The organism is Paenibacillus sp. BAC0078 (assembly GCF_054483875.1).
The window spans coordinates 31,454-58,032 of the sequence record NZ_JBTLRW010000019.1; the positions used below are offsets into that span (position 1 = coordinate 31,454).

Annotated in this window: 19 protein-coding genes; 2 read left to right on the top strand and 17 right to left on the bottom strand. The window is 41.3% G+C overall.

Annotated elements, in window-relative coordinates; translation table 11 throughout:
* Positions 1–194: 194 nt before the first annotated feature.
* The 6 genes from ACX1DY_RS25490 to ACX1DY_RS25515 form a co-directional block, all read right to left on the bottom strand.
* Positions 195–464 (bottom strand): hypothetical protein, encoded by a 270-nt coding sequence (locus ACX1DY_RS25490; protein ID WP_458967001.1) that lies wholly within the window; start codon positions 462–464, stop codon positions 195–197.
* Positions 465–680: 216 nt separating this feature from the next.
* Positions 681–3,095: a DUF2357 domain-containing protein gene (locus tag ACX1DY_RS25495; RefSeq protein ID WP_458967002.1), complete on the bottom strand. Its 2,415-nt coding sequence runs from the start codon at positions 3,093–3,095 to the stop codon at positions 681–683.
* A complete protein-coding gene (locus ACX1DY_RS25500) occupies positions 3,067–5,313 on the bottom strand; it encodes an MrcB family domain-containing protein (protein WP_458967003.1) in 2,247 nt (748 codons plus the stop codon). Before ACX1DY_RS25500 ends, ACX1DY_RS25495 begins: the two co-directional genes overlap by 29 nt.
* 52 nt (positions 5,314–5,365) lie before the next feature.
* On the bottom strand, positions 5,366–5,689 hold the full coding sequence (locus ACX1DY_RS25505; protein WP_458967004.1) for a nucleoside triphosphate pyrophosphohydrolase: 324 nt from the start codon (positions 5,687–5,689) through the stop codon (positions 5,366–5,368).
* A gap of 5 nt (positions 5,690–5,694) precedes the next feature.
* Positions 5,695–6,273, bottom strand: coding sequence for a nuclease-related domain-containing protein (locus ACX1DY_RS25510; protein ID WP_458967077.1), 579 nt, complete (start codon positions 6,271–6,273; stop codon positions 5,695–5,697).
* Between the two features lie 252 nt (positions 6,274–6,525).
* On the bottom strand, positions 6,526–7,023 hold the full coding sequence (locus tag ACX1DY_RS25515; protein WP_458967005.1) for a hypothetical protein: 498 nt from the start codon (positions 7,021–7,023) through the stop codon (positions 6,526–6,528).
* Between the two features lie 151 nt (positions 7,024–7,174).
* Between ACX1DY_RS25515 and ACX1DY_RS25520 the strand changes: the two genes are divergently transcribed.
* A complete protein-coding gene (locus ACX1DY_RS25520) occupies positions 7,175–7,423 on the top strand; it encodes a helix-turn-helix domain-containing protein (RefSeq protein WP_458967006.1) in 249 nt (82 codons plus the stop codon).
* Positions 7,424–7,873: 450 nt separating this feature from the next.
* Here ACX1DY_RS25520 and ACX1DY_RS25525 read toward each other — a convergent pair whose 3' ends face one another.
* Genes ACX1DY_RS25525 through ACX1DY_RS25535 form a run of 3 tightly spaced genes read right to left on the bottom strand, consistent with a single transcriptional unit; the run spans position 7,874 to position 9,746 of the window.
* The gene (locus tag ACX1DY_RS25525) at positions 7,874–8,071 is read right to left on the bottom strand and encodes a hypothetical protein (RefSeq protein ID WP_379146265.1); all 198 of its coding nucleotides are present in this window, start codon (positions 8,069–8,071) and stop codon (positions 7,874–7,876) included.
* Between the two features lie 14 nt (positions 8,072–8,085).
* A complete protein-coding gene (locus ACX1DY_RS25530; protein ID WP_458967007.1) occupies positions 8,086–8,865 on the bottom strand; it encodes a ParB N-terminal domain-containing protein in 780 nt (259 codons plus the stop codon).
* Complete coding sequence (locus ACX1DY_RS25535; protein WP_458967008.1) at positions 8,862–9,746, bottom strand: hypothetical protein; 885 nt, start codon at positions 9,744–9,746, stop codon at positions 8,862–8,864. The genes ACX1DY_RS25530 and ACX1DY_RS25535 overlap by 4 nt, the downstream gene beginning before the upstream one ends.
* 1,016 nt (positions 9,747–10,762) lie before the next feature.
* On the opposite strand from ACX1DY_RS25535, the gene ACX1DY_RS25540 reads away from it, so the two are divergent.
* Complete coding sequence (locus tag ACX1DY_RS25540) at positions 10,763–12,385, top strand: DNA/RNA helicase domain-containing protein (RefSeq protein ID WP_458967009.1); 1,623 nt, start codon at positions 10,763–10,765, stop codon at positions 12,383–12,385.
* A 340-nt stretch (positions 12,386–12,725) separates the two neighbouring features.
* On the opposite strand, the gene ACX1DY_RS25545 is transcribed toward ACX1DY_RS25540, so the two are convergent.
* The 8 genes from ACX1DY_RS25545 to ACX1DY_RS25580 form a co-directional block, all read right to left on the bottom strand.
* Positions 12,726–14,177, bottom strand: coding sequence for a PIN domain-containing protein (locus ACX1DY_RS25545; RefSeq protein ID WP_458967078.1), 1,452 nt, complete (start codon positions 14,175–14,177; stop codon positions 12,726–12,728).
* Positions 14,178–14,300: 123 nt separating this feature from the next.
* On the bottom strand, positions 14,301–17,438 hold the full coding sequence (locus ACX1DY_RS25550) for a type I restriction endonuclease subunit R (RefSeq protein ID WP_458967010.1): 3,138 nt from the start codon (positions 17,436–17,438) through the stop codon (positions 14,301–14,303).
* A gap of 102 nt (positions 17,439–17,540) precedes the next feature.
* The gene (locus ACX1DY_RS25555) at positions 17,541–18,710 is read right to left on the bottom strand and encodes a restriction endonuclease subunit S (RefSeq protein ID WP_458967011.1); all 1,170 of its coding nucleotides are present in this window, start codon (positions 18,708–18,710) and stop codon (positions 17,541–17,543) included.
* Positions 18,700–20,223, bottom strand: a complete 1,524-nt coding sequence (locus ACX1DY_RS25560) for a class I SAM-dependent DNA methyltransferase (protein ID WP_458967012.1) — start codon at positions 20,221–20,223, stop codon at positions 18,700–18,702. Before ACX1DY_RS25560 ends, ACX1DY_RS25555 begins: the two co-directional genes overlap by 11 nt.
* 16 nt (positions 20,224–20,239) lie before the next feature.
* Positions 20,240–21,826: a restriction endonuclease subunit S gene (locus ACX1DY_RS25565; RefSeq protein WP_458967013.1), complete on the bottom strand. Its 1,587-nt coding sequence runs from the start codon at positions 21,824–21,826 to the stop codon at positions 20,240–20,242.
* An 866-nt stretch (positions 21,827–22,692) separates the two neighbouring features.
* Entirely contained in the window at positions 22,693–24,318 is a 1,626-nt protein-coding gene (locus ACX1DY_RS25570; protein WP_458967014.1) for a hypothetical protein, read from the bottom strand.
* A 596-nt stretch (positions 24,319–24,914) separates the two neighbouring features.
* A complete protein-coding gene (locus tag ACX1DY_RS25575) occupies positions 24,915–25,484 on the bottom strand; it encodes an SF0329 family protein (RefSeq protein WP_458967015.1) in 570 nt (189 codons plus the stop codon).
* A 90-nt stretch (positions 25,485–25,574) separates the two neighbouring features.
* Positions 25,575–26,564 carry a tRNA dihydrouridine synthase gene (locus tag ACX1DY_RS25580; protein WP_458967016.1) on the bottom strand — a complete coding sequence of 330 codons (990 nt, stop codon included), beginning with the start codon at positions 26,562–26,564 and terminating at the stop codon, positions 25,575–25,577.
* Between the last annotated feature and the right edge of the window lie 15 nt (positions 26,565–26,579).

Consider the following 26,579-nt stretch of genomic DNA (forward strand, 5'->3'; position numbering starts at 1 on the left):
CAGAATCCCCCCGCGGGTTCAGACGGAATCACGCTTGAGATAGGCGGTCTGCCGGGAGGTCCGGGAGAACATTTGAATCCGCAGGCCGAGCCATACATCAGCCAGCCCACGACTCTTCTGTCCTTCCCACAGCCTCCCCTGCTGCTCTACTATCGGTATCCACGGATTGCAAAGCCCTTCCGCAGTGCGCTATATTAGCCGCCGGGATTCTGTCCATTGGTTTCCTTACTCTGAATTTGCTTCAATTGTCGCTCGATGGAAATCGAGTACTGTACCAATATCGCTCCCAAGGCGATTGGGGAATCGAACCCCAACGTGACTCTTACCGAAACGGACCGTACAGGATACCGTAACATACATGCCGGCACTGCGGGATCACCTGAGATCCCCGCCTCGTTACGACCGCCCGGATAAGAACCTAATGTATGATGAACGCCGCTTGGCGTTATCAACTTGCTCATCATTACGCTTATGTCTTACAGGTTCTATCATCGCTGAAATCATGCCGTACGAACATGGCGAAAGTATTACGACGGAAGAATAAATTTCCAGAGTGTATCCTTAGTTTGAAATGTTCCAGGAACATTTGCGGCCAGAAGTGATTGACGACATGGAGAAGAGCTATAGAAAAAAAGCTCCAAGGCAGGGAGGGGACCTGCGCTTGAGCTTTTTTCTGTGTCCTATATATTCCGAACCTCCACAACCCTACCTAAATCCACATATTCATCATGATCCAGCTTCACCTTCACTTTGCCCTTGCGGCGCTTCTCACGCCATTCGCGAAGATCCTCCTCCGTTTCCAGACGAAGCTCAGCAATCTCCAAGGCCCGGTCCAGAATGTATTTACTTGTGAAGAGCAGTTTATATATTCCCTGGCCACCTAGAGCAATGTGAGGCTTTAAAGGTATCCACTCTTCCACTTCAAATCTAACGTAATCTCTCTCTTCCTTATAAGTCTCAGGGGTAATTTCCTTTATTTCTTTACGTTTTACCACCTTCCAGCCTGCCACTTTACCCACCCAATGAATCCCTGTCTTAGCAGGATCAAAAAATTTCCTTCTGGACTGGCACATCGCTACATATTCAATTTGGGTGAGAATCTTTGCATCCGAAAGGTTCCTTAGCGGCACATGATAAAAAGAATGCCGCCTCGCCACCTCAACTTGCTCAGGGCCTGTAACAGAACCGACAAGCACATTCTTGCCTGCAAGCTGATCGGCATAATATTCTCTCGTCCCACGTGGACGTGTGGAGCGCTCAAAAGCTTTTTCCGGACTATCCTGAATAATCTCATCTAAGAATTGTTCCACCAAGCTTGTGGAATTGGGCAGGAACGGCAATGCCCCAATATTCATTAGCTCAATACTCTTATAGAATCGATGAGTCTTAAATCGCTCCTCATCCGGGTACGGAAATAACACATACGCCCCGAACATACTTCGCTCATATTCTCCCGAACCTTTTTCCTGGTACACAATGGCGTCCCGGTACCGGTGCATCGTATTAATGTCATCCTCTTCTGGCCCAGGCTGTCCATATTTCTGATGATAAGAGGTCCCCTCATAGGCCGGGTTTAAGCGGTATTTCGCATCGAAGACATACTTGTACTCTTTGATTTTGCCAGCGTCTTTCTTCTTCAGAGTAAGCACATTATCCGGACGCTGACTGAGCGTCGGGGTCTTATCCGAGCCTGGAATCGCATTATAATACAGGATGAACTGCTCTCCGTTAACCAGATTCTCATAGACCATCTTGGCGCTCTGCGAGCGATCCAGAGTAACAAAAATACCGTTCCGATTCACCTTAATAATATCCTGCTTCACCAGCTTGTACTTCTGCCCCAGCAGCTGATTCAGCTTGAGGAAGCACCAATACTCATAGAGCTGAGCAACATCCTTCATGGATAAGCGGAGCAGGTCACCTTGGATAGACAGACCTTTTAGCAGCAACAGATAACAGCGATAGACTTCGCGGTATCCTGGAGCCATCTGGAGCACAAGCGTAACAGACATCTGCTTCAGCACTCCAACCTCACGCAAGAAATCCATCTTGAGCACTCGCTCTAATTGGGTGAGCATTGCGTCGATTCTTTTGATGAGTAATGGATCTGGAGTTCGGCTCTGCTTTTTCCAGCGACCCTTAAGCTCCTTCAACTTCCCATGAATACGTTCCAGCATCCAGCGGATGAACCGGTTCTCGTTCGTATCATAGGCGAGGCGTCTGCGTGTCTCCACTAAGTGCGTTGCTGTGTAATTCCGGGTGCCGATTTTTAAGAATCCATGGTTCATGTCCTCCCTCAATCGTTCAGGATGCTTCGCGAGCTCGCGGATGTTCTCTCTTCCGGCTTTTTTGACCCGATTGGCATCCATTAGTCGGCGATCCTGGAGCAGAGCATAATTGGGATTCCTGTTAATCCGCTCAATAGCGTCCAAGAGCTGTCCGAACACATGTTGAAGGATGGTGAAGAACTCCGTCAGGCTCTGATGCTGCGTCTCCCGTAGGCCTGTTAGCTGGTAGGTTCGGCGCAAAAAATCAAACGCCAAATTATAAATCTGCTCATTCACTTCATTCAAAATATTCTGATAATCCAGCTTGTAATCCATCTTCGAGGGGAAAATCTCCATCTCTACCCGCAGCAATGTCTGCCCATTACTACGGACTTCCCATTCGGTCAGCCCAATCTCATTCCCGAAATTCAGAACACCCGCAAGGATAGATTCACCCAGAGGCTTAATTGCCTGACGGAGCAACACATTCTCATGGTAAAAAGAAAGGAGACTCCCGCTCTTATTCTGAATAACCATTTCATACGACTGGGTCTCATAAAAGCAAGGAAAGGAAGACTCCCCCGGCTGCCAGTCTACCATCCCGTAAGCTTCAGGCGAGAACACTTGTATCTGTACTTCACCAAGCCGTTCGGAGCACACAAGCCCAAGGTGAGCATTCACCCATTCCTGGTCCGAAGAGCGATGAAGCTGCAAAGTCTCTACAGTAGGATGATAAGGCCGACCTTGAAGAAAAAGAGTAAAAAGCTCCGTTTCGACACGGAGCAACTGAACCGTCTGATTAAGAGAGCCAGAATGAGGTGAATCCATCTTCCTCCAGCCTCCTAAGCATAAAAGCCAATTTACGAGCACTTTGCGGATGTTTGGCCGTAGGCGGAGTTTGCCCAGCAGCCCATTTCATATAGAGTGGAGAGGCATCCTGCATGAGATCCTCAATATTTACTGTCACGCCAGTACCACCACCAATAGCACCCTTAATCAAGTTCAACAGGACTCGTCGCACCGAGGAGTGACTCCCTTGGATACGGGGTAAAATCTTTTGTAGGAGCTGCCAGTCAAACGCCTCTTCCTCACTCATCAGGTTGAAACGGTCGTTATAAATCATATAGAAGCAAATTGCATCCCGAACCCGGAAGCCCACATGAGCGTGAACATCCTCAAGCAGAGTATTGATCTTAACCAATCTTTCCGTTGTCCGGACAACGAGTTCTTGATGAGCATCATAGGCATTAACTAGCTGCAAATAATCCGAACGCAAAAAAAGATGATTCAGTTCAGCAAGATCAGCGAGGTCACTCACCTCCTGCTCATTTCCTTCCGGATACTGCTGCAGATTGATGTAATTGAACTCTAGCGTGTTGGCGCGGTCGAGTACTTTTTTGCTAAAAGGATGCGTTGTCTCATCCATATTCACGGTCCCGATTAAGAACACATTCTCCGGAATGCTAAGGCTGCCATATACCTCTTGGTCCTCAAGTGTATCCAGCATGTTAGGAGAGATAAGATTCTGCGTCTGGATTTCTCCTTCCCGCCACTCCTGTGTTTCCAGCACACTTAACAGATCACTGAAATAATGCTCCACCCGCGCCAAATTCATCTCATCCAGGCAGATAAAATAAGGCTTATGCTGATTCTCCAGCTTCCGCGCTTCCACGAACACCTTCGTAATCGGTCCGGGTTGGAACCTGCTTGAAAGGTCCTTATACCCCAGCAGATCCGCAGGATCGCTCCAATCCGGCCGGACTGGGATCAAGGTAAACTGGCTGTTATCCCTCGTTGCTCCAAGTGCCTCCGCAAATAGCTTCACCAGCCGAGTCTTCCCTGTGCCCGATATGCCCGCAAGAATGACAAAAGGCTTGGCCTTCAGCGAGAGGTAAAAGTTCTCAATAAGATGCTCCGGGAAGAAGAAGCCTTGGCGGCGGATGTGGGATTGGATTTGGTGGAGGATAGTGGGGATTTGGGCGTCTTCTATCGGCTCAGGTGCCGGATACTCCATCACTGGCTCTACCTCCAAAGTGCTTGCCGTTTCGTTAAGAACGTGATCTTCAACATATATCCAATAATTCTCCATTACGTTCTGCAGGTCTTGCACTAATTGCTCGTCTGACGGCACCTTGCCACGTTCATACTTCACGTAAGCAACTGTGGATGCCTGATAATCTTGTCCTAAGCCACGGCCCATAAGCTGAATGTTCTCATCCTTGTTCATATTCGCCAGTGGAATGAGCTCACGAATTTCTTTGGTTTTGTTGCGAAGGTAGGCATACGCTTCCTTACGACCCTTCTCTTTCGATGGAACAGTCACTCCCTGAGCAAGCGTTAGATACACTGCACTCATGTCTTCGGCAAAAAGATAGACGACATATTCGCCGCTTTGAGTGGTGCTTGTGATTCGTTTATCCAGGATAGCAAGCCAAGGCACATCTGCCCAATTCCCCTGTCCAATGGAGCCTTGCACCTTATAGTGCTCTTCATTCAAAAAAGGCAACGCCTTTAGCTCAGAAGGAATCGTTTGCCGCAGTAAAGTGCCTAACGCATGACCTGCAAAGGTCTCTCTTTTAGCCTGAACATATTGGGCCATGATGCTCTCTAGATGATCCTTCAGAGAGAATTGTTGCATCGCAGTATTATACTCATTCAGTTCTTCTCTTGCTAGGTTCTCCAATTGAAGTAATCCTTCTTCCCCTAGTTGGCTCTTGATCTCAGGATAAAAACCTGTTGTATTGTCTTCTGTATTAACAAACACAATGTCTGAGAGAACCTTAATAGGGGTCGCTAAAATAGTATTGAGCTGCCCCTTCGTTATCTGACTCCATCGAGCGTGATAGCGAATAGGCGTCTCATCTACCCTATGCCCAAGCTCTTCTTGCTGCATATAGTAACTGAGGAAACGATTTTTCACCTTGTCGAATGAAGCTCGCTCCTGATTAGTGGCCTTCAGCTCTTCAATTAAAGATAAGATGAATACCATCTTGTACGATTTCTGTTTTCTCCTAAAAATTTGAGAAATGGATTCTGGTAATGGCATGATGATCCTCCCAAATAGGAATTAAAAGTTTATCACTTACTGAAAAGATTAATCACTCTACTGCTTCAACCAGAAAAATACGATCCTTGAATCCTCCGCGTTCCTCGGCTTTCTTAGCACGTATCTTCTCTACATCCCCTGGAAGGACTTTATGTATTTGAGCGAGAGCATGGACCACTTCGAGAATATCCGCTAGTTCTTCAAGCCCCTCTTCGTCATTGGCTGCTCGGGTATACTCATCCACCTCTTCTCGAAGCTTCTTTTTTAGTTCTGCAATATACGTTTCTTCCTCTAACGCTAAGCAACTACAGTTCTTCCCGGAGCTTCTGATGATTTCAGGGATTTTGTCACGAACAAGCTTATTATAGATCGGCATTAGGATCAGCTCCTGTTCTTGATTTTGTTCACATGAAGCTTGCGAATCTCGCTATCTGTGATATTAGCCTGGAGCAGATGCTCATATATGGCTTGCGTCTGTGCAGGAGAAATAGAAGGTTTGGGAGTCTCTGCCTTCAGGCGAAGCAGCTTTCTGGAGATGAACTCGCTTAATTCAACATCGTAGATTACCAGCTCGTCCGACTGGATTTTCCGAAGCTCGGGGTCAATGCTGAAGCGGCATCTCATCGTGAACGACACCATAGAAATAAACTTCACTTCAGCTATGTCCTGTAACAGACTCTCAACCGCTTTAATATGGCCATAGTTCTGCTTGAGCGGATTGTACATCTTGTAACGGTTGCTTACTGTCCATTGCTGATCCTGACGCCCGCCTTTAATCTCACCCTGATAATTCTTCGTCTCAATCACGAATAGGCCGTACGGAGAAATAACGAGATGATCCACCTGAGAATAGCCTGTGCGCGACTTAGGATTTGGAATCAGTAAATCGCTCAGCGCTTTGCATTCTTTAGGAAGCTGATCCAGCTGAAGATTGATTTTGTGCTCGCCCAGCTCACCGATCGGATTGGCGCAACCTTCGGTTTCGACTTGGGAGTTTGTACCTTACTCACCGTCTGTGTCGGCATAGTGTCGGTTTTTTTGAAGAGAGACAATAGCGATTTAAACATAGCAAAACCTCGTCTAATCTAGATTTACATTATGTATGGTTATTCGACAATATGGGAAGGTTTACCTCCAAAAACCACACAAGAAAAAAGACTGTCGCATGGACAGCCCCAACATAAAGTTAACGTTTACCTAGGATTTTCCGTCTTAATCCGAGAGAACAGAAGGAGCAGCAAATGCATTAGCAAGCTGCATTCCATCCTTGAGCCCTTGTAGATATAGACGTTCATAAAGAACGGATTGCTTTAAAGAAAGCTTGTCCTCCCAATACTCAAACTCTGGCTTACGCGCAATATCCATGGAGGCAAACAACGCTTGAAAAGCTTTGCGCTCTTCTTCAAAAGCTTGTCTAGGCTCGGATTGATGTTCAATCAGTGCGCTCACCTCATCCAATCGACCTTGAATCGTTTGTATAAACCATGCCGGAAAACTCACCACATCTCCTCCATGACAGAAGTTTAATCGAAAAGCCTCAACATGTCCGTTTGTTTCTTGGTACATCTGATTAATGAGTTCGTCCACCCTGCGACTCTGGGCCTGAACCGCCTCATTGCTGCTCAACGGAATTCCCTGCTCCAGTGATTTCTCTCCGAGTTCGTTCAGTTTGCACTTCTCCTCCTCATATTTGCGCATCAGATATTGCATCGCACCCCCTCCTCCTTGGAAAAGCTATATCTGTAGACGATGTACAGAAGTTTAATGCGTTTATCGGTTTATTTTATTTTAATTCGATATTCGCATTAAAACAATACTTACCTCGCATACAATTTGGTTAATATTGTGAGGTGACACCGAAATGAAGCATCGCAAAGAACCACCGGGTGACAAAAATATCATCGGAACCCGAGTTGTAGCTATTCGAAAAGCTAAGCGAATGAAGCAAAAAGATTTCCTTGCCAAGTTGCAAACTTTCGGTCTAGACATTAGTCCGACCAGCTTATCGCGATTGGAAGGTCAATATAGACTCGTGCAGGATTATGAGGTGGTTGCCATTGCGAAAGCTCTGGATGTTTCTGTTGGGGAGTTGTTGGGGGAGAGTGGGTGAATGGATAGTGGGATAACTCTGGTGCTTTAATTAATTCGTTACATAGGGTTCTGTTAATATTTTGTGTAAACTTTTTCCTCCGAGGTAGTATTTAGCACAAGTAATGGCCGACTCGATCAGGATTAATACAGAAAGCTCGAGCTGTTCTTAACTTTTATCTTAGTACTTGTGGATACCATCCATCTTGTTAAGAATGCTTGTATAGTCGCCCTCCTGTGGCTGAAATACATCTTGCCTTCTTCATTTTTTTATGGAAATGATAACATTTTCGTAGCTGAAATCTCCATGTCTGATTACGAGAATATTTGTTTTGCTCGTTAACGATTATGGTTGAGCGATGTCTTTATCCAAGTTTTATGAACAATCACTTAATTTTAAAATTCTGTTTTTAAGTAACTACAGACCGTTATCAACCACCTCCAAGTACGAAGGAAGAGTCGCGCCTGCGACTCAATCCTCTTTTAAGCTTTCCAAGATCATATTCACTTTTTGGGCAACATCTGAGTTCTGCTTCATTTTGGCATACTCACGGAATGCATCCTGTAAGAGTACGCCTTTCTCTTTTTTACTAACAAATGACCATGTATTCAGCAGATCAATAAAATCGATATCGAACCTGAAGCTACTTGTCGTCTTTGATTTTGTCATTATGTCCCTCGATTCTATGATATTTCCTTTTCACCTTTGAAATGAATACGACTCTTCTCTGAGAGCCTTGTGTTGTATATATCACTAAGTATATCCAGATATTGACTAATTTGATTCCGTGGTTGCAGGTAACCGCTCATATATTCTAGCTTCTTAGTCATATTATCATGGTTGTATTTTGTGCTATTTGAAAACAGCAGGAATGCCTTAATAAACTTTGTCGACTTATAAGTTTCATTAAAGTATGACGAAAAATCTTCGAGTAGATTCATGAATCTCTGTACTTCTTCGATATTTTTCGCCTTATAGTGACCATTTTTGAACGCCGTCATCGCATCCTGTTCATTCAACTCCCCTCTCGTTAATGAAATTCCTAAAATTGGCTTAATCGCGTTACTCTCGATAAAATCTTTCAGTAAGATGTAGTCAAAGAATTTTTCTTCTTTTTCGGCTAATGTCGCGTAACCATTCAGAAAGTCAATCGGTTTCCAATTATTACTTTTTTCATTTAAACGGTGAACTTCTGATAGGCCGTATCCCTCACATATAATATAGTACACTGGCAGCCCTAAAGTTGATTGGGATTTAAAACGATGCTGCCCATCAATAATTTCATATTTCTCATTAATGATAATTGGTGTAATTAATTGTCTCTGTTGCATGGACTCAATAAGTCGTTTTACATGCAACTCGTTGATAATTCTGTTTCCATCTATGGTATTAAACCTGTCATAGTCTTGGGTTACGAATACTTCAGTGTATTTATCATAGTCCCTTGCTTCTTGCTCCATCATTCAGAATCTCTCCTTTGTTTTAAACGCTGTAATCGCTTTAGCTCATTATTAACTGTATAATTGTGCCTTGTTTTTGTACCACATTGTTTGCACTCAGAACGGAATCTTTTCACAGTATAATTAAAGTTGAATTCACGAAGTGTTTTTTCCATATTGCACTTGGTACATGTCTTAAGCTGGTTCAAATCAATGTCCTGCGGGATAACTCTCTCGACTTCAACATACCCAATTGCGTCCATTCTCTCTTTGAGCTGCTTTTCGCGTTTACGATTACGATATTGAATAGATGAACATAGTCTGCACGTATTTGAAAATCCATCTTTAGAGCTGAGGCTCTTTGTGAACTCTATTACCTTTTTAATTTCCCTACAGCTTTTGCATCGTTTTTCAATAATCACACTCTCTAAGACTTGTTTCTTAAGCTCCTCTTTTCGCTTCTTACCAAGTTCTCCTCTACAAACTTTACAATAGGTTTGTAAACCATCCAATGAATAGCTATGTTTGCTGAACTCGCTTCTTTGTTTTACTTCCTTACAGCGAGAGCATTTTTTTTCGGCTACTTGGTAAAGGTCAGGATTCGCCTCTCGTCTTGCTTTAATAGCCAAATCATACTCAAGCTGTGACAATTTATCGCAATCACGGCATGAATTTCGTAATCCATCTTTTGAAGATTTGCTTGTAAGAAACTCCTCTCTAGGTTTTATTCTCTTACAACGAGTGCACTGTTTTTCGACAACTAATTCTTTTGGTTCTAACAAAGGCTTTAAGAGCGTTTCTTTGTCTTTTAATCTAACACATTGTTTGCAAATGTTTTCTTGCGAATAAAACTCAGTGGTTGCCTTGACCTCCTTACACATATTGCATTGTTTTTCGCCAATCATATTTAAACACCCTCCTGTTTTACATATTACAATAAAACAAATAATATGTAAAACATATATTCCGAAACTACAAATCTCAGAAATACGGAAAATAACCAAATACATATCACTATCCTAATAAATTTCTTTCATGTTTTACATCGCGATTAACTATAAACAGTACCTATTTTTAAGAATTCAAAAATCTTTTTAATATATGGTTTATCGTCTACAATCATTTTTTTAATGCATCCACGTTACACTTTCGATATGGCGTATTAAACAGAGTTGTCCGTGCCATTTGTATTAGAAATCTCGGAGCATTTAAGACACTGTAGTATCACTACATACTTGGGTCATGCGTTGGGAAATACTAATCATGCAACGGCAGATAGATTTAAATATCTGTTATATAACAAAGACGCTGAGATAATTTTTTCAGCGTCACCAGATTCTCGAGAAACTCTGGTCAATTAACGACCTTGGGTTTCTTTAGTGCTTCAAAGTCGGCGTGCAAGCGGGAAAACGAGGGGGGTATCCTGGTTGTTTTCGGCGATCCATGCCTTGTGGGTCGCATCTTCCATGCTTTTGGAGTTCTTATATCAGGGTTATTGCAACGATAGTGGTAGAAATCAACTTTGGTTCGAGGTATAGCCACTCTTCTATACTCTCCACTTCATTAACATGAAATGAGAACAGCCTTGGATACAACCAGTATAATCACTCCCTTTGGATAAATAACATCATTCATTTTGACAACAACACAATATTTTGCAAAGATAAATTTTACAAGAACCGTTAGTCTATCTCATTTTAATTTGTTTATTAAATTACATTAGAAGCAAATAAAGATTTTGTTGACATACCGATACAATATCAATATAAAATACTACAATCGTCTGTATGGATGGTGTTAAAATCTATAATATCAATATCAATTAAACCTCATGAGATAATCTAAGAAGTCTCCCTGGACTAAAGCATGTAGTATAAATTCGGGGGACTAGCATCCCAAATTAATCCCCGTAGGAGGAATTATGTTTAAAATAGAAACCTATGATTATACCACTAAAAACTTTGATGAATGGGAAATACCTTTTGACTATCACTGTGTCTACATATTAGAAAACGGTAAAGAGGCTTACATCGGTGAAACCAACAATTCCATCAGAAGAGCGAAGGAACATTCCAGCAACTCCCGTAAAAATAAGAATAAAAGATACCTTTTTAATAAAATGCATATCATTACTGGATTATCAATGGAGGAAACGCCAGCAAAACATTATGAAAACCTACTAATAAAACTGATGAAGGTTGATAATAAGTTTCATATTGTAAATAGCAGTGACGGCCAGAAGCCGCATTACCGAAGAAAAAATGATTTTGAGCGGCAATTTGATAAGCTATGGCTCCAGCTTGAAGAAAAAGGGCTGGTAAAAACGAAAGAATTTAATATGATTATTAACTCCAATACATATAAGTATTCTCCTCATACTGCCCTAACCGAAGAACAACACAAAACTTTAACAAGTATTGTTAATACTATTGATTCAGGTGAGACTTTACCACATGAACAAACTTTCAAGACAAGGCCAATTCTAATAAGAGGTGACGCGGGAACCGGTAAAACTGTTGTAGCTACCTCACTATTTCATTATTTAAAAAGCAACGAGCGTTTTAGAGATAAAAAAATTGCATTGGTTTATGCAAACCCCTCTACTCGCAGTGAAATTCAAGAGGTTTTTAAAAATACAGAGGGGTTGAACAAAAAAGATGTTATCAGCCCAGTGAACGTCACCAAACAACACTACGACATTATTATTTGCGATGAAGCCCAACGACTGAGAAGAGGTAAAAATCTCGGAATGTATTATGTAAACTTTAAAAAAGGGAATGCCCGAATCGGATTCGATAAAACACACGATGAACTGGATTGGATTTTGGCTAATTCTAACTGCCAGATTCTATTCTATGACGGAAAACAAAGTACAAGTCCTTCCGACATAACACACGAACACTTTGAAGAAAGACTGTATGAAAGAAAGCGGGGGATTCGTCCTATAGAGTTGGATGAACAATTGCGAATAAAAGCTGGCAATAGCTATGTTCCTTACATCTACGATATGTTATATCAAAGAACTATTAACAAGCTTGTATTTGAAAACTACGATTTTAAACTTTTTACTTCATTTGCCGATATGGTCAGAGCTCTTGACGAAAAAGAAAAAAATTGGGGTTTATGCAGGCTTTGTTCGGGATATGCATGGGAATGGAAAGGTAAAGAAGATAACACGTTAGTAGATATCAGTATTGACGGTGTTAACATTAAATGGAACAGTCAGACAAGCGGTTGGTTAAGTAATTTGAATGCTAAAAAAGAGATGGGTAGTATCTATACATTGCCTGGACTTGATTTAAACTATGCCGGAGTTATTATTGGTCCCGATCTCGGATTTGATAAGTTGGAAAATATGATAAAGATAAATAAGAATAATTTCTTTGACAACAAAGTAAAGAATGGAATAACTGATGAAGAACTAAAATCTTACATTCTTAATACATATGCCGTTTTTCTAACTCGTGGCATCAGAGGAACATATGTCTATGTTTGTGACGATAACCTAAGAGAGTACTTGAAGAAGTATATCCCTGTTTCCTAACTTTAATTCGTATAAAGGCATCTTTTATCTGACTGAAATACCAACCACTAATTTTGAGACTGATGATGGGGTCATGTCTTCATCCGGAACAGGGTCTGTCAATAATTTTTGTGTAAACTCTTTTAAGCATAGATTCCCCCGAGGGGGAATTTGTGATCTAACGCAAGTGTTGACCGACCCGATCGGGGAAAAAGACCGACAGCTGGAGCAGCATCTGGCCCCAGTTTTTGACACGTCCTGTCCATTTCCGGGTGTTGACCAAAGTCCCATGTGTTCTCCCCAACCTTTCTCTTATTTCCATTTAATGGGTTTGAGAGTTTACACAATATATTTTACAGACTTAAATCCGATTCGTTTCAAGAAATAGTTCATAATCTTTTACTGCTTGTTGAGTAATCTGTTCAACAAGTTCTTCTAGTGAAGGAATATTGGCTTTGGTGCTCTTTAGTAACCCTTTTATGGCCAATCGCATCCTGGATTTTTTACTTTCAAACTGTAACCAATCGACTGTGGCATTTTCATTTAGAACATCGATTAATGAAAATACTAACTCATCAGAATAAGAAACGTTCTTCTTTGATAATATGTCTACATAGTTTAAAATACTTTTTTGATAAATCTCTATTCCTGATTTATTATCTTCTACCGTGGGCTTATTTGCATTATCCGTTGTAATTATAGAGTCGGCAGGTTTGGTATACCTTGTCGCCACTACTTCTGAAATGTCATCACTATTATCTTCAAAGTCATCTAAGTCATTTGATTCATACGGAGTGTATATAAATTTATTTATATTGATCAACAATAAATCCCCAGATGACAAATGTCCTTCAATATTATCTAACTCCATTCTTAATACATTAAGTCTGTGAATATCAAGCACTACGATTATATCCATTTCAAATACAATAGGAATTGCAAATTTATCCACCAAAAAATGCCCTTTTAACTTAAATCTAAAGGAATCTATTCCTATTTCATTTAGGTCTATAATATCTTTAATGATATGTATTTCTGCAACATTACACTTTAATCCATTAACTTCAATGAGATCTAATTCTTCACTTTTAATAAACTTAATGAGTTTATCCAATAGTCCTTCTTCAAGTAATTCATGATTAATTGCTTCCCATTTACTCCTGATACTTTGTTCATTTGAGAGGGTTTCTATTTTAGTGTCTAAAAAACTAATTTCATCTTTATTTATTATCTCAATTTTGTGCCCTGTTACTGCTTTGAATTCACTTGTTAAATATTCTTTAAATCCTTTATCATGAGTAATTAATATATATTCCCCATTATTTCTTAGAGCAAATTCAAGAATTGACTCCCATATAACAGCATCTTTAAAGCCTTTGTCAGAATTCCCTCTCGCTCCAAGGAAAGGTGCATGTTTATTTAATGCTCTATTCACAATAGACGAAAACCTATTCTCACTACAAACTGGTAGTAACAATACTCTGTTATGAGATAAGTATTGCGTCTTTCTAGCTTCTAACTCAGTCCGATAATCAAAATCTTCCTTTATTATAAGATCTAGACCATATAATTGTTTACAAGAGTCATATTTTTCCTTAAGAGCACAAAATATCTCTTCAAAGGACTCAATTTGTTGTTGGAAAAGTTCATTAATTGTAATTTCTGGTACGAAAACCTCAAATTTTTCCTCCAATTCATATCGTTCAATTTTACCTCTTATATCATCATATATTTGCGGGAAGGCAAACTTAGAATAATCACTATATTTACTTCGATGCAAGATATTTGTGTCAAATATTATGTAGGTCTTCAGTTTTCACCACTCCAGTCAATAATCTTACTTTCTCATTTATTAGGATTTCTCGTCCTATTATTTTAATTTGGGTATGAGATTAAGCGCAACTAAAGATAAAATCTGTTAGTTACGCCTGGTGTCTTAATATTTAAAATCTTCTGTCTCTGCCTGAGCCATCAATTCTGCTTGCTGAATGACGAGGTCTATAGCCATCTTCTCAAGATCTGGCGGATAACCATATTTCTTCAATAACCGTTTGACGGTAATCCGCATCTGGGCCCGTACATTCTCCCTAAGCGTCCAATCCACCTTGATATTGCTTTTAATGGCTTGTGTGAGCTCATGGGCAATTTGCTTTAGAACGAGATCGCCCATCAGTTCTTTTGCTGTTTCGTTTGAGGACAAGGCATCATAGAAGGCTACTTCTTCCTTAATAAGCCCCAGATCTTCACCGCGCTTTACGGCAGCGTTCATCTCCTTGGCCATTTGGATCAACTCTTCAATTACCTGCGTTGTCTCGATTGTACGGTTGTTGTATTTACGAACAGCTTCTTCTAGCATCTCTGAGAACTTCTTTGACTGAATAATGCTGACTCTTGAAACAGCCTTCACCTTACCTTGAAGCAACCTTCTCAACAACTCTACCGCAAGGTTTTTTTGTTTCATCCCACGTACATTCTCCAGGAATTCATTCGACAATATCGAGATGTCCGGCTTTTGCAAACCGACTGCTTCCATAATATCAACGACTTCGTCAGACATTATCGACTTGGATATCAATTGATTTAATTCAGCGTCTAGCTCATTCGTCGTCTTCCTCTTGTTTTCCGTTGTGATAATTTTGACGATTCCCGATTTGACAGACTTGAAGAAACTAATCTCCAAGTTTACCTGCTCTGCAGCTTCTGTAGTTGCGCATAGGGCATATGCTTTTGCCAACTCCGTTGTCCAATCCACAAAATCACGTTTTCCTTGATCACCGAGTCCCAGTACGTAGTCCACCGCTTCAACGATGGCCTTCATCCGTTCGGAAGCTTTCTCTGAAGCGAATCTAGTAAAGTCGTGTCCATGCAAAAGTTCTCGGATAAGTTGTAATCTCTCAAGCATGAAGTCAACCGCCTGATCCGTATTGATACCCGCAGTCTTGCGATCATTTTCCGTGTACCGTTGAAGTGCTGATTTCAACATATCCGCGATGCCAATATAGTCCACGATTAGACCGCCTGGCTTGTCTCGGAATACCCGGTTTACACGGGCAATCGCCTGCATAAGGTTATGCCCCTTCATGGGCTTATCAATGTACATGGTGTTCATACTAGGGACGTCAAATCCCGTTAACCACATGTCGCGGACAATTACGATTTCAAGAGGGTCTTTCAAATCTTTCATCCGTTTTGCCAAATGTTCTCTGCGGCGCTTCGTTCCAATATAAGGCTGCCAATCTGTTGGATCACTGGAGGTTCCTGTCATAACGATTTTGATTTTACCCTCGTTGTCGTGATCACTGTGCCAATCTGGTCGAAGCGAGATAATTTCTTTATACAAATCGATGGCAATACGACGCGTCATAACAACGATCATCGCTTTACCATACATGGCACCCTGCCGTTGCTCGTAGTGATTGACCATGTCTTTGGCGACTTGTTTGATCCGTTTCTCCGAACCAGCCAACGCTTCCAACCGCGCCCACCGAGACTTCAGCTTTTCTTGTTGTGTATATTCTTGATACTCCGTAATTTCTTCATATTCATTATCGATGATGGGTCGCTCAGTATCAGATAACTCCAACCGGGCAATTCGACTTTCATAGTAGATCTTGACAGTTGTCCCATCCTCCACCGCTCGCGTCATATCATAAATATCGATATAATCACCGAAGACAGCAGGGGTATTCTTATCTGTCAATTCAACAGGTGTTCCTGTATAGCCAATAAAGGAAGCGTTTGGCAATGCATCGCGCATGTATTTGGCATATCCGTACTTAATGTTAGCCTCATCTTCAGCTGTGACCATCTCGGCCTGAAATCCATATTGACTACGATGAGCTTCGTCCGCGATGACGATCACATTGCGGCGGTCTGTGAGTGCTGGGTACTTTGAATCGCCTTCCTCAGGCGAAAATTTGTGGACCGTTGTAAAAATAATCCCACCTGACTCCACCGATAACAACTCTTGTAAATGTGTGCGGTTTTCTGCATGTTGAGGGGTTTGACGTAGCAAATCTTTCGACTTGCTGAACGTAGCGTACAGTTGATCGTCCAAATCATTTCGATCTGTTACGACAACAATCGTCGGATTGTCCATTGTCAGTACCAGCTTTCCGGCGTAAAAGACCATGGATAGGCTTTTTCCGGAGCCTTGCGTGTGCCAGATGACACCAATTTTCCGATCGCCTTCCTCCATCGTCGCTCTCTCAGTACACGCTATCGCCTTGTTGGTAGCATGGTACTGGTGATAACCGGCTAATATTTTGAAGAGATGTTCCCCATCCGTCTGAAACAATACAAAATGCTTGATAATATCGAGCAACCTTCTTTTCTCGAACATCCCCTTGATCAACACTTCGAGTTGAGGTAGAGAGGAGGAGGCAACATCTTCACCATCGATCGTCCGCCACATCATGAACCGTTCCTCATCAGCCGTCAAGCTTCCTACACGAGCATTAACACCATCACTGATGACCAAAAACGAATTATATGTAAAAAGAGATGAGATCGCCTTTTTGTATGTCTGCACCTGATTGTATGCATCACTAATTCCCACTTCTTCATTGGAGGCGCTCTTCAGCTCCAAGACTGCGATCGGTAGACCATTAATAAAAACCACCACATCCGGTCGCTTATCCTTTTGATTCTCGATTACTGTGAATTGATTAACGACCAGAAAGTCGTTATTATCTACTCGGTCAGGATGAGTATCGAATAGCCAAACTTTCTCTGTTGGATAGTCTCCGTTAGTCGCCCGGTACTGTACATCAATACCATCGGTAATCATTTTCTGGAAGGCTTTATTGTTGATCATCAGGCTTGGACTGCGTGGTACTTCAATTATACGAATCGCTTCCTCGATCGCTTCCCGTGGCAGTCGCTTGTTAATCCGAATCAGAGCTTCGCGAAGGCGGTCTTTTAGAATAACATCCTGATAGAAAAGTCTTTCTGGGTATTCTCCCTCTGGCGAGATTTCTGGACCGTAAGCTTTGTTGTAATTCAACTCTTCGAACCATTCAAGCGCAGCCTGTTCCAGGTCGCTCTCGGTATAGGATGAGGTATACAGAGCCATATGATGCACCTCCTTGATTTAAGTAGTGGAGTATCACGTTTTGCTTTCTGTTGCTATGGGCAGGTCGAAAGTTTGAGCAGTATACGAGTCTTCTTGATCCACCTAAACTCTAATTTCTCCTAATATAAGCTTGGGAAGGAGAGAGTCACGGATATCCAATAGTTTCTTGTTTTCAATAATCAAATTGTAAATTTTATCAAATAATGCGGAAGTTATTCTATCGAACTTCTCAAGAACATCCTCTCGCGGAATGACAACGGGCATTTTGTTTAAAATATCTGTTGTCATACTTGGAATAGCCGAGCCAACATTCATTGATACCAAATCTTTACTGCTGACAAAAAAGTATATAAATTTCGCGATGTACGGCACATTCATCACTGTGTAAAACATTGTATCCACTGACCAGAATGGCTCATTAACATATATGACATTATTTAGAGTTCCTTTTCTTGGAATCAGTACTGATTCATCAGAGTACAATACCTTGTCAACATATCGCATTACACCACCAGAACCATACACCGGAATGGAGCCATCATCCAACTTCTTATGATCTTTCCCATACTTTACATTTACCAGTTCTGAGAATATGCCCACTCTCCACCCCTTCGGAATCAAGCCCAACTCACTTTCCTCAAACTCACCGCCGCTGGACTTATAGGGTTCCCCGTTCTCATTCGGAAACTCAAAGCCTACAAACCATTGTTTGAAAAGAGCCTGGGACATTTTTTCCAGGTTTTTCTTGATGGCGTTACTGAGTTCGATCTTTTCATCAATAGATGCCAGGATCTTAGAGATCCTTTTCTGCGAATTATAATCAGGCATATTGATTTCGACTAATCTCAATTCAGATTGTTTGATCCCTGTTACCGTTGTACCTGATTCTCTTTCCTTTAGCCTAGATTGACCAATGCTGGACATTAGAAAATACTTAAGAAAACCATTGTCCAATACATTTGCCTTCCCTCTTAAGGTAACAATCCTTTGTGCTAACGCCACGTTACTATTGATAAGTTGTGCAACCTCACCCAAAGGTGCTTCAGTAGTTAATACCACATCACCTGATTTCGGTAACCCTCTAACCATCCAAGAATCATAATCTTTCTCACTAATAAATTCTTTGGGATTCATGATCGTTCCATTTTTAACGATCTTAGCGGTGATCAATGGGATACCAGCATTGGTCTTCTTCGGCGTCTTGCCTCTATAATCGATTAATGCTTCAAGCACCTCTTCTAATTTATAAGTCTGCCATTCTTCAGAAATCAAACCCAATCCCCCCAAGCTGCTTTCGAATCTCACTTTCTAAGTGACGGGACTTAGTGAATTGCTCTGCTAATTCTGTCGTCAGCCGTACCATCTTATCTTCAAACGGTTCGCTGTCTTCCTCAACATCTTCAATTCCGACATACCGACCAGGTGTTAAAATATATTCGTGTTCTTGGACTTCTGCAAGCGTAGTGGCTTTACAGAAACCCTTAATGTTCTCATAGTCCCCCGCATCAAGCTGTCCACGCCAAGCATGATAAGTATCTGAGATTATTTTGATATCTTCGGAGTTTAATTCCTTATGAGTTCTATCCACCATCTGCCCCATTTTACGAGCGTCAATAAATAGAATTTCTCCGCGGCGGTCACGTTGTCCTTTAGGAGCTTTGTTCTTGGCCATAAACCAGAGACATACCGGGATTTGCGTTGAATAAAACAACTGCCCTGGCAAAGAGACAATGCAATCCACCAAATCCTCATTGACTAGCTTACTGCGAATCTCAAATTCTGCAGTTGTACTCGTGGACATCGAACCATTGGCGAGTACAAAACCAGCCACTCCACTCGGAGCAAGTTTATTTACCATGTGCTGAATCCAAGCATAGTTTGCATTCCCTGCAGGAGGAATTCCATAGGCCCAACGAGCGTCTTCCGTCAGTCTTGCAGCGCCCCAGTCACTGATATTAAACGGAGGATTGGCTAATATGTAATCCGCTTTTAAGTTTTTGTGCAGGTCGTTATGAAACGTATCGGCGTGATGCTCACCCAGGTTGCTGTCGAGTCCGCGAATCGCTAAGTTCATCTTACACAATTTCCAAGTGGTCGGGTTTGACTCCTGGCCATATACTGCAATATCGCCAAGCTTACCCTGATGTTCCTCTACAAACTTCTCACTTTGTACGAACATCCCACCTGAACCACAGCATGGATCATAAACACGGCCTTTGAAAGGCTCGATCATCGCTACTAATAGCTGAACAACACTGTTCGGGGTGTAAAACTCTCCACCATTCTTGCCTTCTGCGCTTGCAAACTTGCTGAGGAAATATTCATACACCCGGCCGAGCACATCTTTGGATCGACTTGCTTCATCACCGACTTTGAACGAAAACAAGTCGATGACTTCACCGAGCCGTGTTTTATCGAGTGCCGGTCTGGCATAATCCTTTGGCAATACACCTTTAAGTGACGGATTTTCTTTCTCGATATCGATCATTGCTTGGTCGATAATTTGCCCGATTTCCGGTTTTTTAGCGCTACTCTTAATGTTGCTCCAACGCGCATCTTTTGGAACCCAGAAGATATTTGCCGCTATGTATTCATCCCGATCTTCTGGATCTGCATAAGGTTCATTTTTAAGCGCCGCGAATTTCTCCTCAAATGCATCTGATACATATTTCAGGAACAGCAAGCCAAGCGCGACATGCTTGTATTCTGCGGAATCCATACTCCCGCGCAGCTTATCAGCCATACTCCATAATTTCTCTTCAAATCCGATATTAGCTGTTGCCATGTCTTCTTGGTCCTCCTCAGTATAGTTCACTGTAAAGTTGATTTTTCACTTGCTCCCAACGGGTTGTTGCCTCTTGGACAATTGTTTTGTATCGCTGTTTCTCTTGATTGTATCTATTAATCCGATCTAGCTGTTCTTCCTTCGTTAGAAGAGGAATTTCGATTTCGGCCACATCAGCTGGATTCAAATTCATGACCGTTGTCCCGCGTTGAAGGCCTTTAGTCAGCGTAGATCCCACTGGACTCTCCAGAAAAATCTTTGCATACTGACTTAGGATTGTTGATTTGAAACGAACAACGATAATATTCGCAGAGGCGATAAAGATTCCTTCAGACTCCGGGAATACTGCCAGTTTGTTCACCGTTCCCCGGCAGGTCATTACGAGATCATCCTTGAGGATTTCGTAACGCCTAACCTTCCTCTCTTCTTCATCAATCGTTTCTAGTTCATCAAGAATCACTTCGCCGTCATGCAAATTGGAGATGTTAAGTACTCTAATGCTTCCTGACTTTAAATTTTGCTTCAAAATGGACTTACCCCGGAAAATCTCTGCTATATCTCGTAGTTTCACTTTAGGAACAGAAGCTTGCTTGAACACGTGTAACAAGTCATGATCTTCTTCCAGCAGCATGTCGATTCGCCAATTCTCCAGCTGTAGAAACTGCTCAGCATGAATGGTGATTTCTCGCTCACTAACTAGCGTCAACTTCTGAAGCTGTAATCGACCTAGATGTACCTCTTTTGCTGGCGAATTCCCAAATTCGACTTGATAGGTCTTGATGGAAGTAAAGGGGCGAAACAACCCATCTGGAAGCAAATTAATATTACAGACTGGGATCAGTTCATTCGTTTGCTTACGCCAAGTTGCGATACTCCCCGATTGAAACATCATCCGTGCGGGGAAAGTTACACTAATCTTCCCGCCATCTTGTAAGAGCGGAATAAGATAATTAACTGCCACGCCCTCGGAGTCCCGAATCGTCACTTCGTCATCTTCGTCCATTTTCATTCCGAAATTTGGAATGGCTAGTATGGCCTCGAATTTTCCAGTTAGCGGCAATGGATGATAAATAGATCCTTGAATGACATTGACGTTAGGATAAGGTTCGAAGTAGACCTTCAGAAGTTTTGCGAAAATATAGTTTTCTGTCAGCAGCGTTAACCTGAACGATTGCTTGAAACACTGCGTGTCCACTAGCCCTCGAATATATTTCTCTGTCTCCGTGATGAGAAGAGATTGGTAATGATGATAATCACACATAGCTACAAACCTATCCATGATTCCGGAATGAACGATAATTCCTCCCATAACCCGATCTTGCTGTAACGTCTGCAGGGTATATTCCAACAAGTCGATATCCTTCCCAGCGTGATACAGTTTATTAAATAAATCCTGATCACCTGGGAAATGTCCCAATTCTCTCTCTCCTACCTGTTCCTTCATCCATCGAAACAATACTTCCGGCTCTAAAAAAATCTGATGATCTCCCCCTTGTTGTTCCAATACCCTTTTAGTCTGAGTAACTCTTACAGCCTCCCGAAGTAATTGATCCCGGGAGCTAATATCATGAAGTAAACAGATATTCCAGAACGATTCAATCAATTTATCACCCTCTAGCACTAGGAACTTACATCTAAATAATACCATGATAATATTTAGTATTACAATACTAAAAATGATTGTATTGTTTCTTTATCGAATTCTTTTAATTAAAGTTGGTACCCCATCCGTGGGATAAGTAATTACCCATATTAGATATTTATCAATATCAATTCAGGGCTATATAGGTAATAGGCATTCATACCTTTACTTTTTCAAGATTTTATTGAAGAGTGCCTGTCAATATCAAACAACCCACATCTTGTCTTTAAGATGCAGGTTGTTCGACGCTCATAATTAGAAAGGTAGTACGATATGAGAGGAGTACCACTTCTTTCGCGAGTACTCATGTCCTTATAATGCAGGGTCAATCACTGCTTTTGTCTGAATAATACAAGATCCTTTTGGAGCGGGGCTTTTGAAGTCTATAGAGACCTTTAGATCTCCTTTCCGAGCAGTCCCTGGTAAGTTCTACTTATAAAGCAAGAGTCTTATTCAATGTTCATAATCTCCCGTTTACAGCGCTGGAAAGCGCATTTGAGGCGGGTAAAAACAAAACCTTTTTCCAGAGAACTGAATAGCTCATAGTAGGACGATCAATGGCCAGTCTACGAAGCATATAAGGTCATCAGCACTTGGAATACAGGTGCATGCGGAGATTGGGCTTATGATATCTATATGCCTATTAGTTACATCAGACGGCGTATATGTTCCCTATTAAAAGGATAGCCTCGATTCACCAGAGCCCCCGTTATCCGGTGATAATCAAAGAGCGTGCTTCATGAAAATCTTATAGATCCGATAAATTAAACTATTGTATCGTTTAAGAAAACACCTCCGTTATTCAATAACAGTCAATCTCTACAAAATTAAATACCTAAGTAATCACGAAAAACCATATAGTTATCTAAATTTATATAGTCGTTGACAAAACTTCGATATCCAGGTCCTAATCGTGTGGTTACTCCTTCTATACGCTGGTTAAACAGTTCACGATATCTAATGTAACTTCCAAAATGGCTGAGTTCATCACCTGATACTGAAAAGACTGAACCAAATAACTCAAGTCGGTTTTCAAGAAACCCCATGAAAAATTCAATATTGAAATTGTGCTTGCATCTAAACAGTATTTGCTCCAAAGAAAATATATCAACTGACCAAGGTTCCTTTATTACACCTTCTTTTTTTAGCATTAAATGAATATCCGTACCAAGATTTAGATAAGGAGTAAGAGTGACAATTATGCTTCTAACAGCCGTTTTCTTGATTACTGCTAAATCTAATATTAATTTTCTTTTTTCTTTATCTTTTGAGTTGTAGAATTTCGCTGTACCTTTTTCCATATGAAGAGCAATTCTTTCAGACTGAGAATAAGCTTTTTGTAATGAGGATTTAAAATTTCTTTGTAATCTTGTTTTTGATTTTTCATTGTTGATAAAAACCTCTTTTAATTTTGTTGCTTTGCATTCAATAGATAGAAGATAACCATTATACAGGACCATAATATCTTGATCATCTCCGTTCTCATCGAATAAATTTTTATATACATTTTCCTTCCCAAAAAAATCACAAATAATCTCATAAGCTTTATTCTCTAAATAATCTCCTTTTCTTTTATCAATGTACAACTCACTGTCCTCAATAATATTAAACAAGCGATCCATAACATAATGATTTCTGGGTAACAAGATATATCTGTTATGTTCTATTCCAATGTAGCCTCTATACTTCTTATATAGATTAGTAGGATACTCAAAGGAAATTACATCTTGTTGTTGCACATTAAGAAACAAAGCATTAATGAATATGTCCGCCGGAATATCGAAATTAATAAGTAACATGCGAATACATTCTGTTGAAAAATGTGATCTAATCTTCGGGTTAATTTTTGAATCAACTCCTAAAGGAACAAAACAATTTCTGTCTCTTATTTGATGCCACTTCTTTTGCATTCTCAGCATTAAATTTTTGTTGCATGCCCGTTCATAATTCATCACTAGTAGGATCCCCCTGATAATCTGATCCCCAGTTAACTCAATCGTTCTAAAATAGTGTTCTAATATATCAACGTGCTTATAGAAAAACTCCAAGTACTGTCTAATAGAAATATCAGGGAAGTTAAAATGAAAATTCATATACATATTAGAAGCTACGTCTCCATGAGAATAATTTGTATCCGCTCCAGCTGTTGCATCATTGTAGTGACAATAATAAATGTCTTCAAGCATATCTACTATATGAGTAAAAGCAGAATCATAATTACTAATCCTCTCCACCCCATTGAATGCATTTTCTGCATACATGAAAGGTAAGTTAACCATTAGTTTAGGTGAAACTTTATATCCACTGGAAGTAGCTGCCTCATGGTTTAAGCGTATATAGGAGTATCCAATTAATCGAAATACATCATCAATTTTAAACCGTCTAAGAAAGTGAAGTAGGGCTATGCTGCATTTTTCGATAGTATAATCTCCTGGACGTAATAATGGTTCCATGGACAAAGTAATCCCTCCCTGAATTAAACCTCACAGGTAATATTTAGAAATCAAAGTTCCCCTACACTCCTCGAAGCCACTTATACCTTAATTTGCGCTTATACTTAATGTCTTTTGATGCATTATTTGAACTCAGTTTGAATGTTACCAATCCCATCCCAAAGGCAACAAAAACCGTTGAACTCAGAATAATATCAATTGATTTCGTTTAGATAAGTCTATTTCCTGCTTTTTCCGATAGAAAATAAGCACCAGTTAGGTGCCTATTTTCTGAAAAAAACAATATTCAATTCTACTTTGTATACAAGTGATCCACGTAGTAACTAGACCATCCTTCTTTTCAACACTATAGCAATACACCCCAACTCATTTTTGAAGCAATAAGGCTACCGACTCCACATGTGTGAAGTAGACAGTGTATACAACTTTATACGATGTGCCCCAAAAAATGAAAAGCCGACGACCTAAATCAAATAGGGTCTTCGGTTTAATAATTACAACTATTCGCTACTTAAGAGTGAGTTCTTAATTATCACTACCCTGTCCATTTGCCGATTGCCCCTTGCCCATCTATGATCATTCGCGAGCATCATACTTCACAATGTCTTACGCCGCAACTCATAAAAATACCGCACAATCGGATGCTTCAACCTCACCCTCTCAGCCATGCTCTCAATCCGCTTTTTCCCAACCCTTCTATCCACCAAAGCCAGAACATTCAACAGAATCTCCTCGCTCTCCATACTTTCCTCTATAGGAGTAGTCAAGAACTTATTAGCCACAACGATAAAATTCGATTTACTTAATGAAGCCTGTGCTGACAAAAGCTCTTTTGCATGCTCTGTACTTTTTCTGCTTCTAGCCATTACTACTAGACGATCCTCCGGCACTGGCCCCTTGGTGGCTTTTCTGACCGCTTCAATTTCATCATTGCTGATAGGAATTTGGATATCCGGATCATTCTTAATTTCCAGCTCCGTTTGATACCATCTGATCGGGTTCGTTTTATCACTCATATTGAGCACGTTCTTTTTATCTACGGTAATATAACAAATCCCTGATTTATCAGGCAGATAACGGTAACCTGGTGCGCGGTATTCTACCCTTCCATTTAACGCAGGACAGAGAAAGCCCTCCAGTTGTTGTTTCAATTTGCTCCAGGACATGTGATCCCCCTCCCTATAAAAACAGAGGAAAGGCTTGTTGGCTCCGGGTTGGTCCCCCTCTCCATTCAGCCGATCCTCAATCTTGGCAACCTAATCCCCACGTTCCTCCGCCCCATCAGGCTCCTTATTTCCAAATTCATCGAGCAGCACACGCACTTCACTTGTTGATCTTGTGTTCATTAAGCTATTTCTTAATTCACTTGCCCCTCGGAATCCGCGGACATATATTTTAAAGAATCGTTGAAGCGGGCTGAACGAACGTGGTGCCTGTACTGAGTATTTATCATGGAGATCCAGATGCAGCCGCAGCAAATCAAGCAATTCCCTACTACTGTGATCCTTCGGCTCCTTCTCAAAAGCAAATGGATTATGAAAAATACCACGCCCGATCATAATCCCATCCACACCGTACTCTTCAGCGAGCCTCAGGCCAGTCTGACGGTCCGGGATATCCCCGTTAATGGTCAGCAGTGTATCTGGTGCCACCTCATCACGCAGCTTCTTAATCTCCGGAATCAGTTCCCAGTGGGCATCTACCTTGCTCATTTCCTCTCTTGTACGCAGATGAATGGACAGATTCACAATGTCTTGCTGCAAAATATGGGTTAACCAGCCACGCCATTCGTCTAAGTCACTGAACCCGAGTCTTGTTTTTACACTGACGGGCAGTCCCCCGGCTTTTGCAGCCTGGATGATCTCCGCTGCGAGTTCGGGACGGCAGATCAGGCCGCTTCCCTTCCCGTTCTCTGCTACATTTGCTACAGGACAACCCATATTGATATCAATGCCTTTGAATCCTTCCTTCGCCATACCAATGCTCATTTGACGAAAGTATTCCGGCTTATCTCCCCAGATATGAGCTACAATGGGCTGTTCATCCTCTGTAAACATCAAGCGCCCGCGCACAGCATGGTTTCCCTCCGGGTGACAATAGCTCTCTGTATTCGCAAACTCCGTAAAAAACACATCCGGTCTGCCCGCTCTACTTACGACATGGCGAAAAACAACATCCGTCACATCCTCCATGGGCGCCAGTATAAAAAAAGGCCGTGGTAAATCACGCCAAAAATGTTTTGTCATATCAAAAACCTCCGA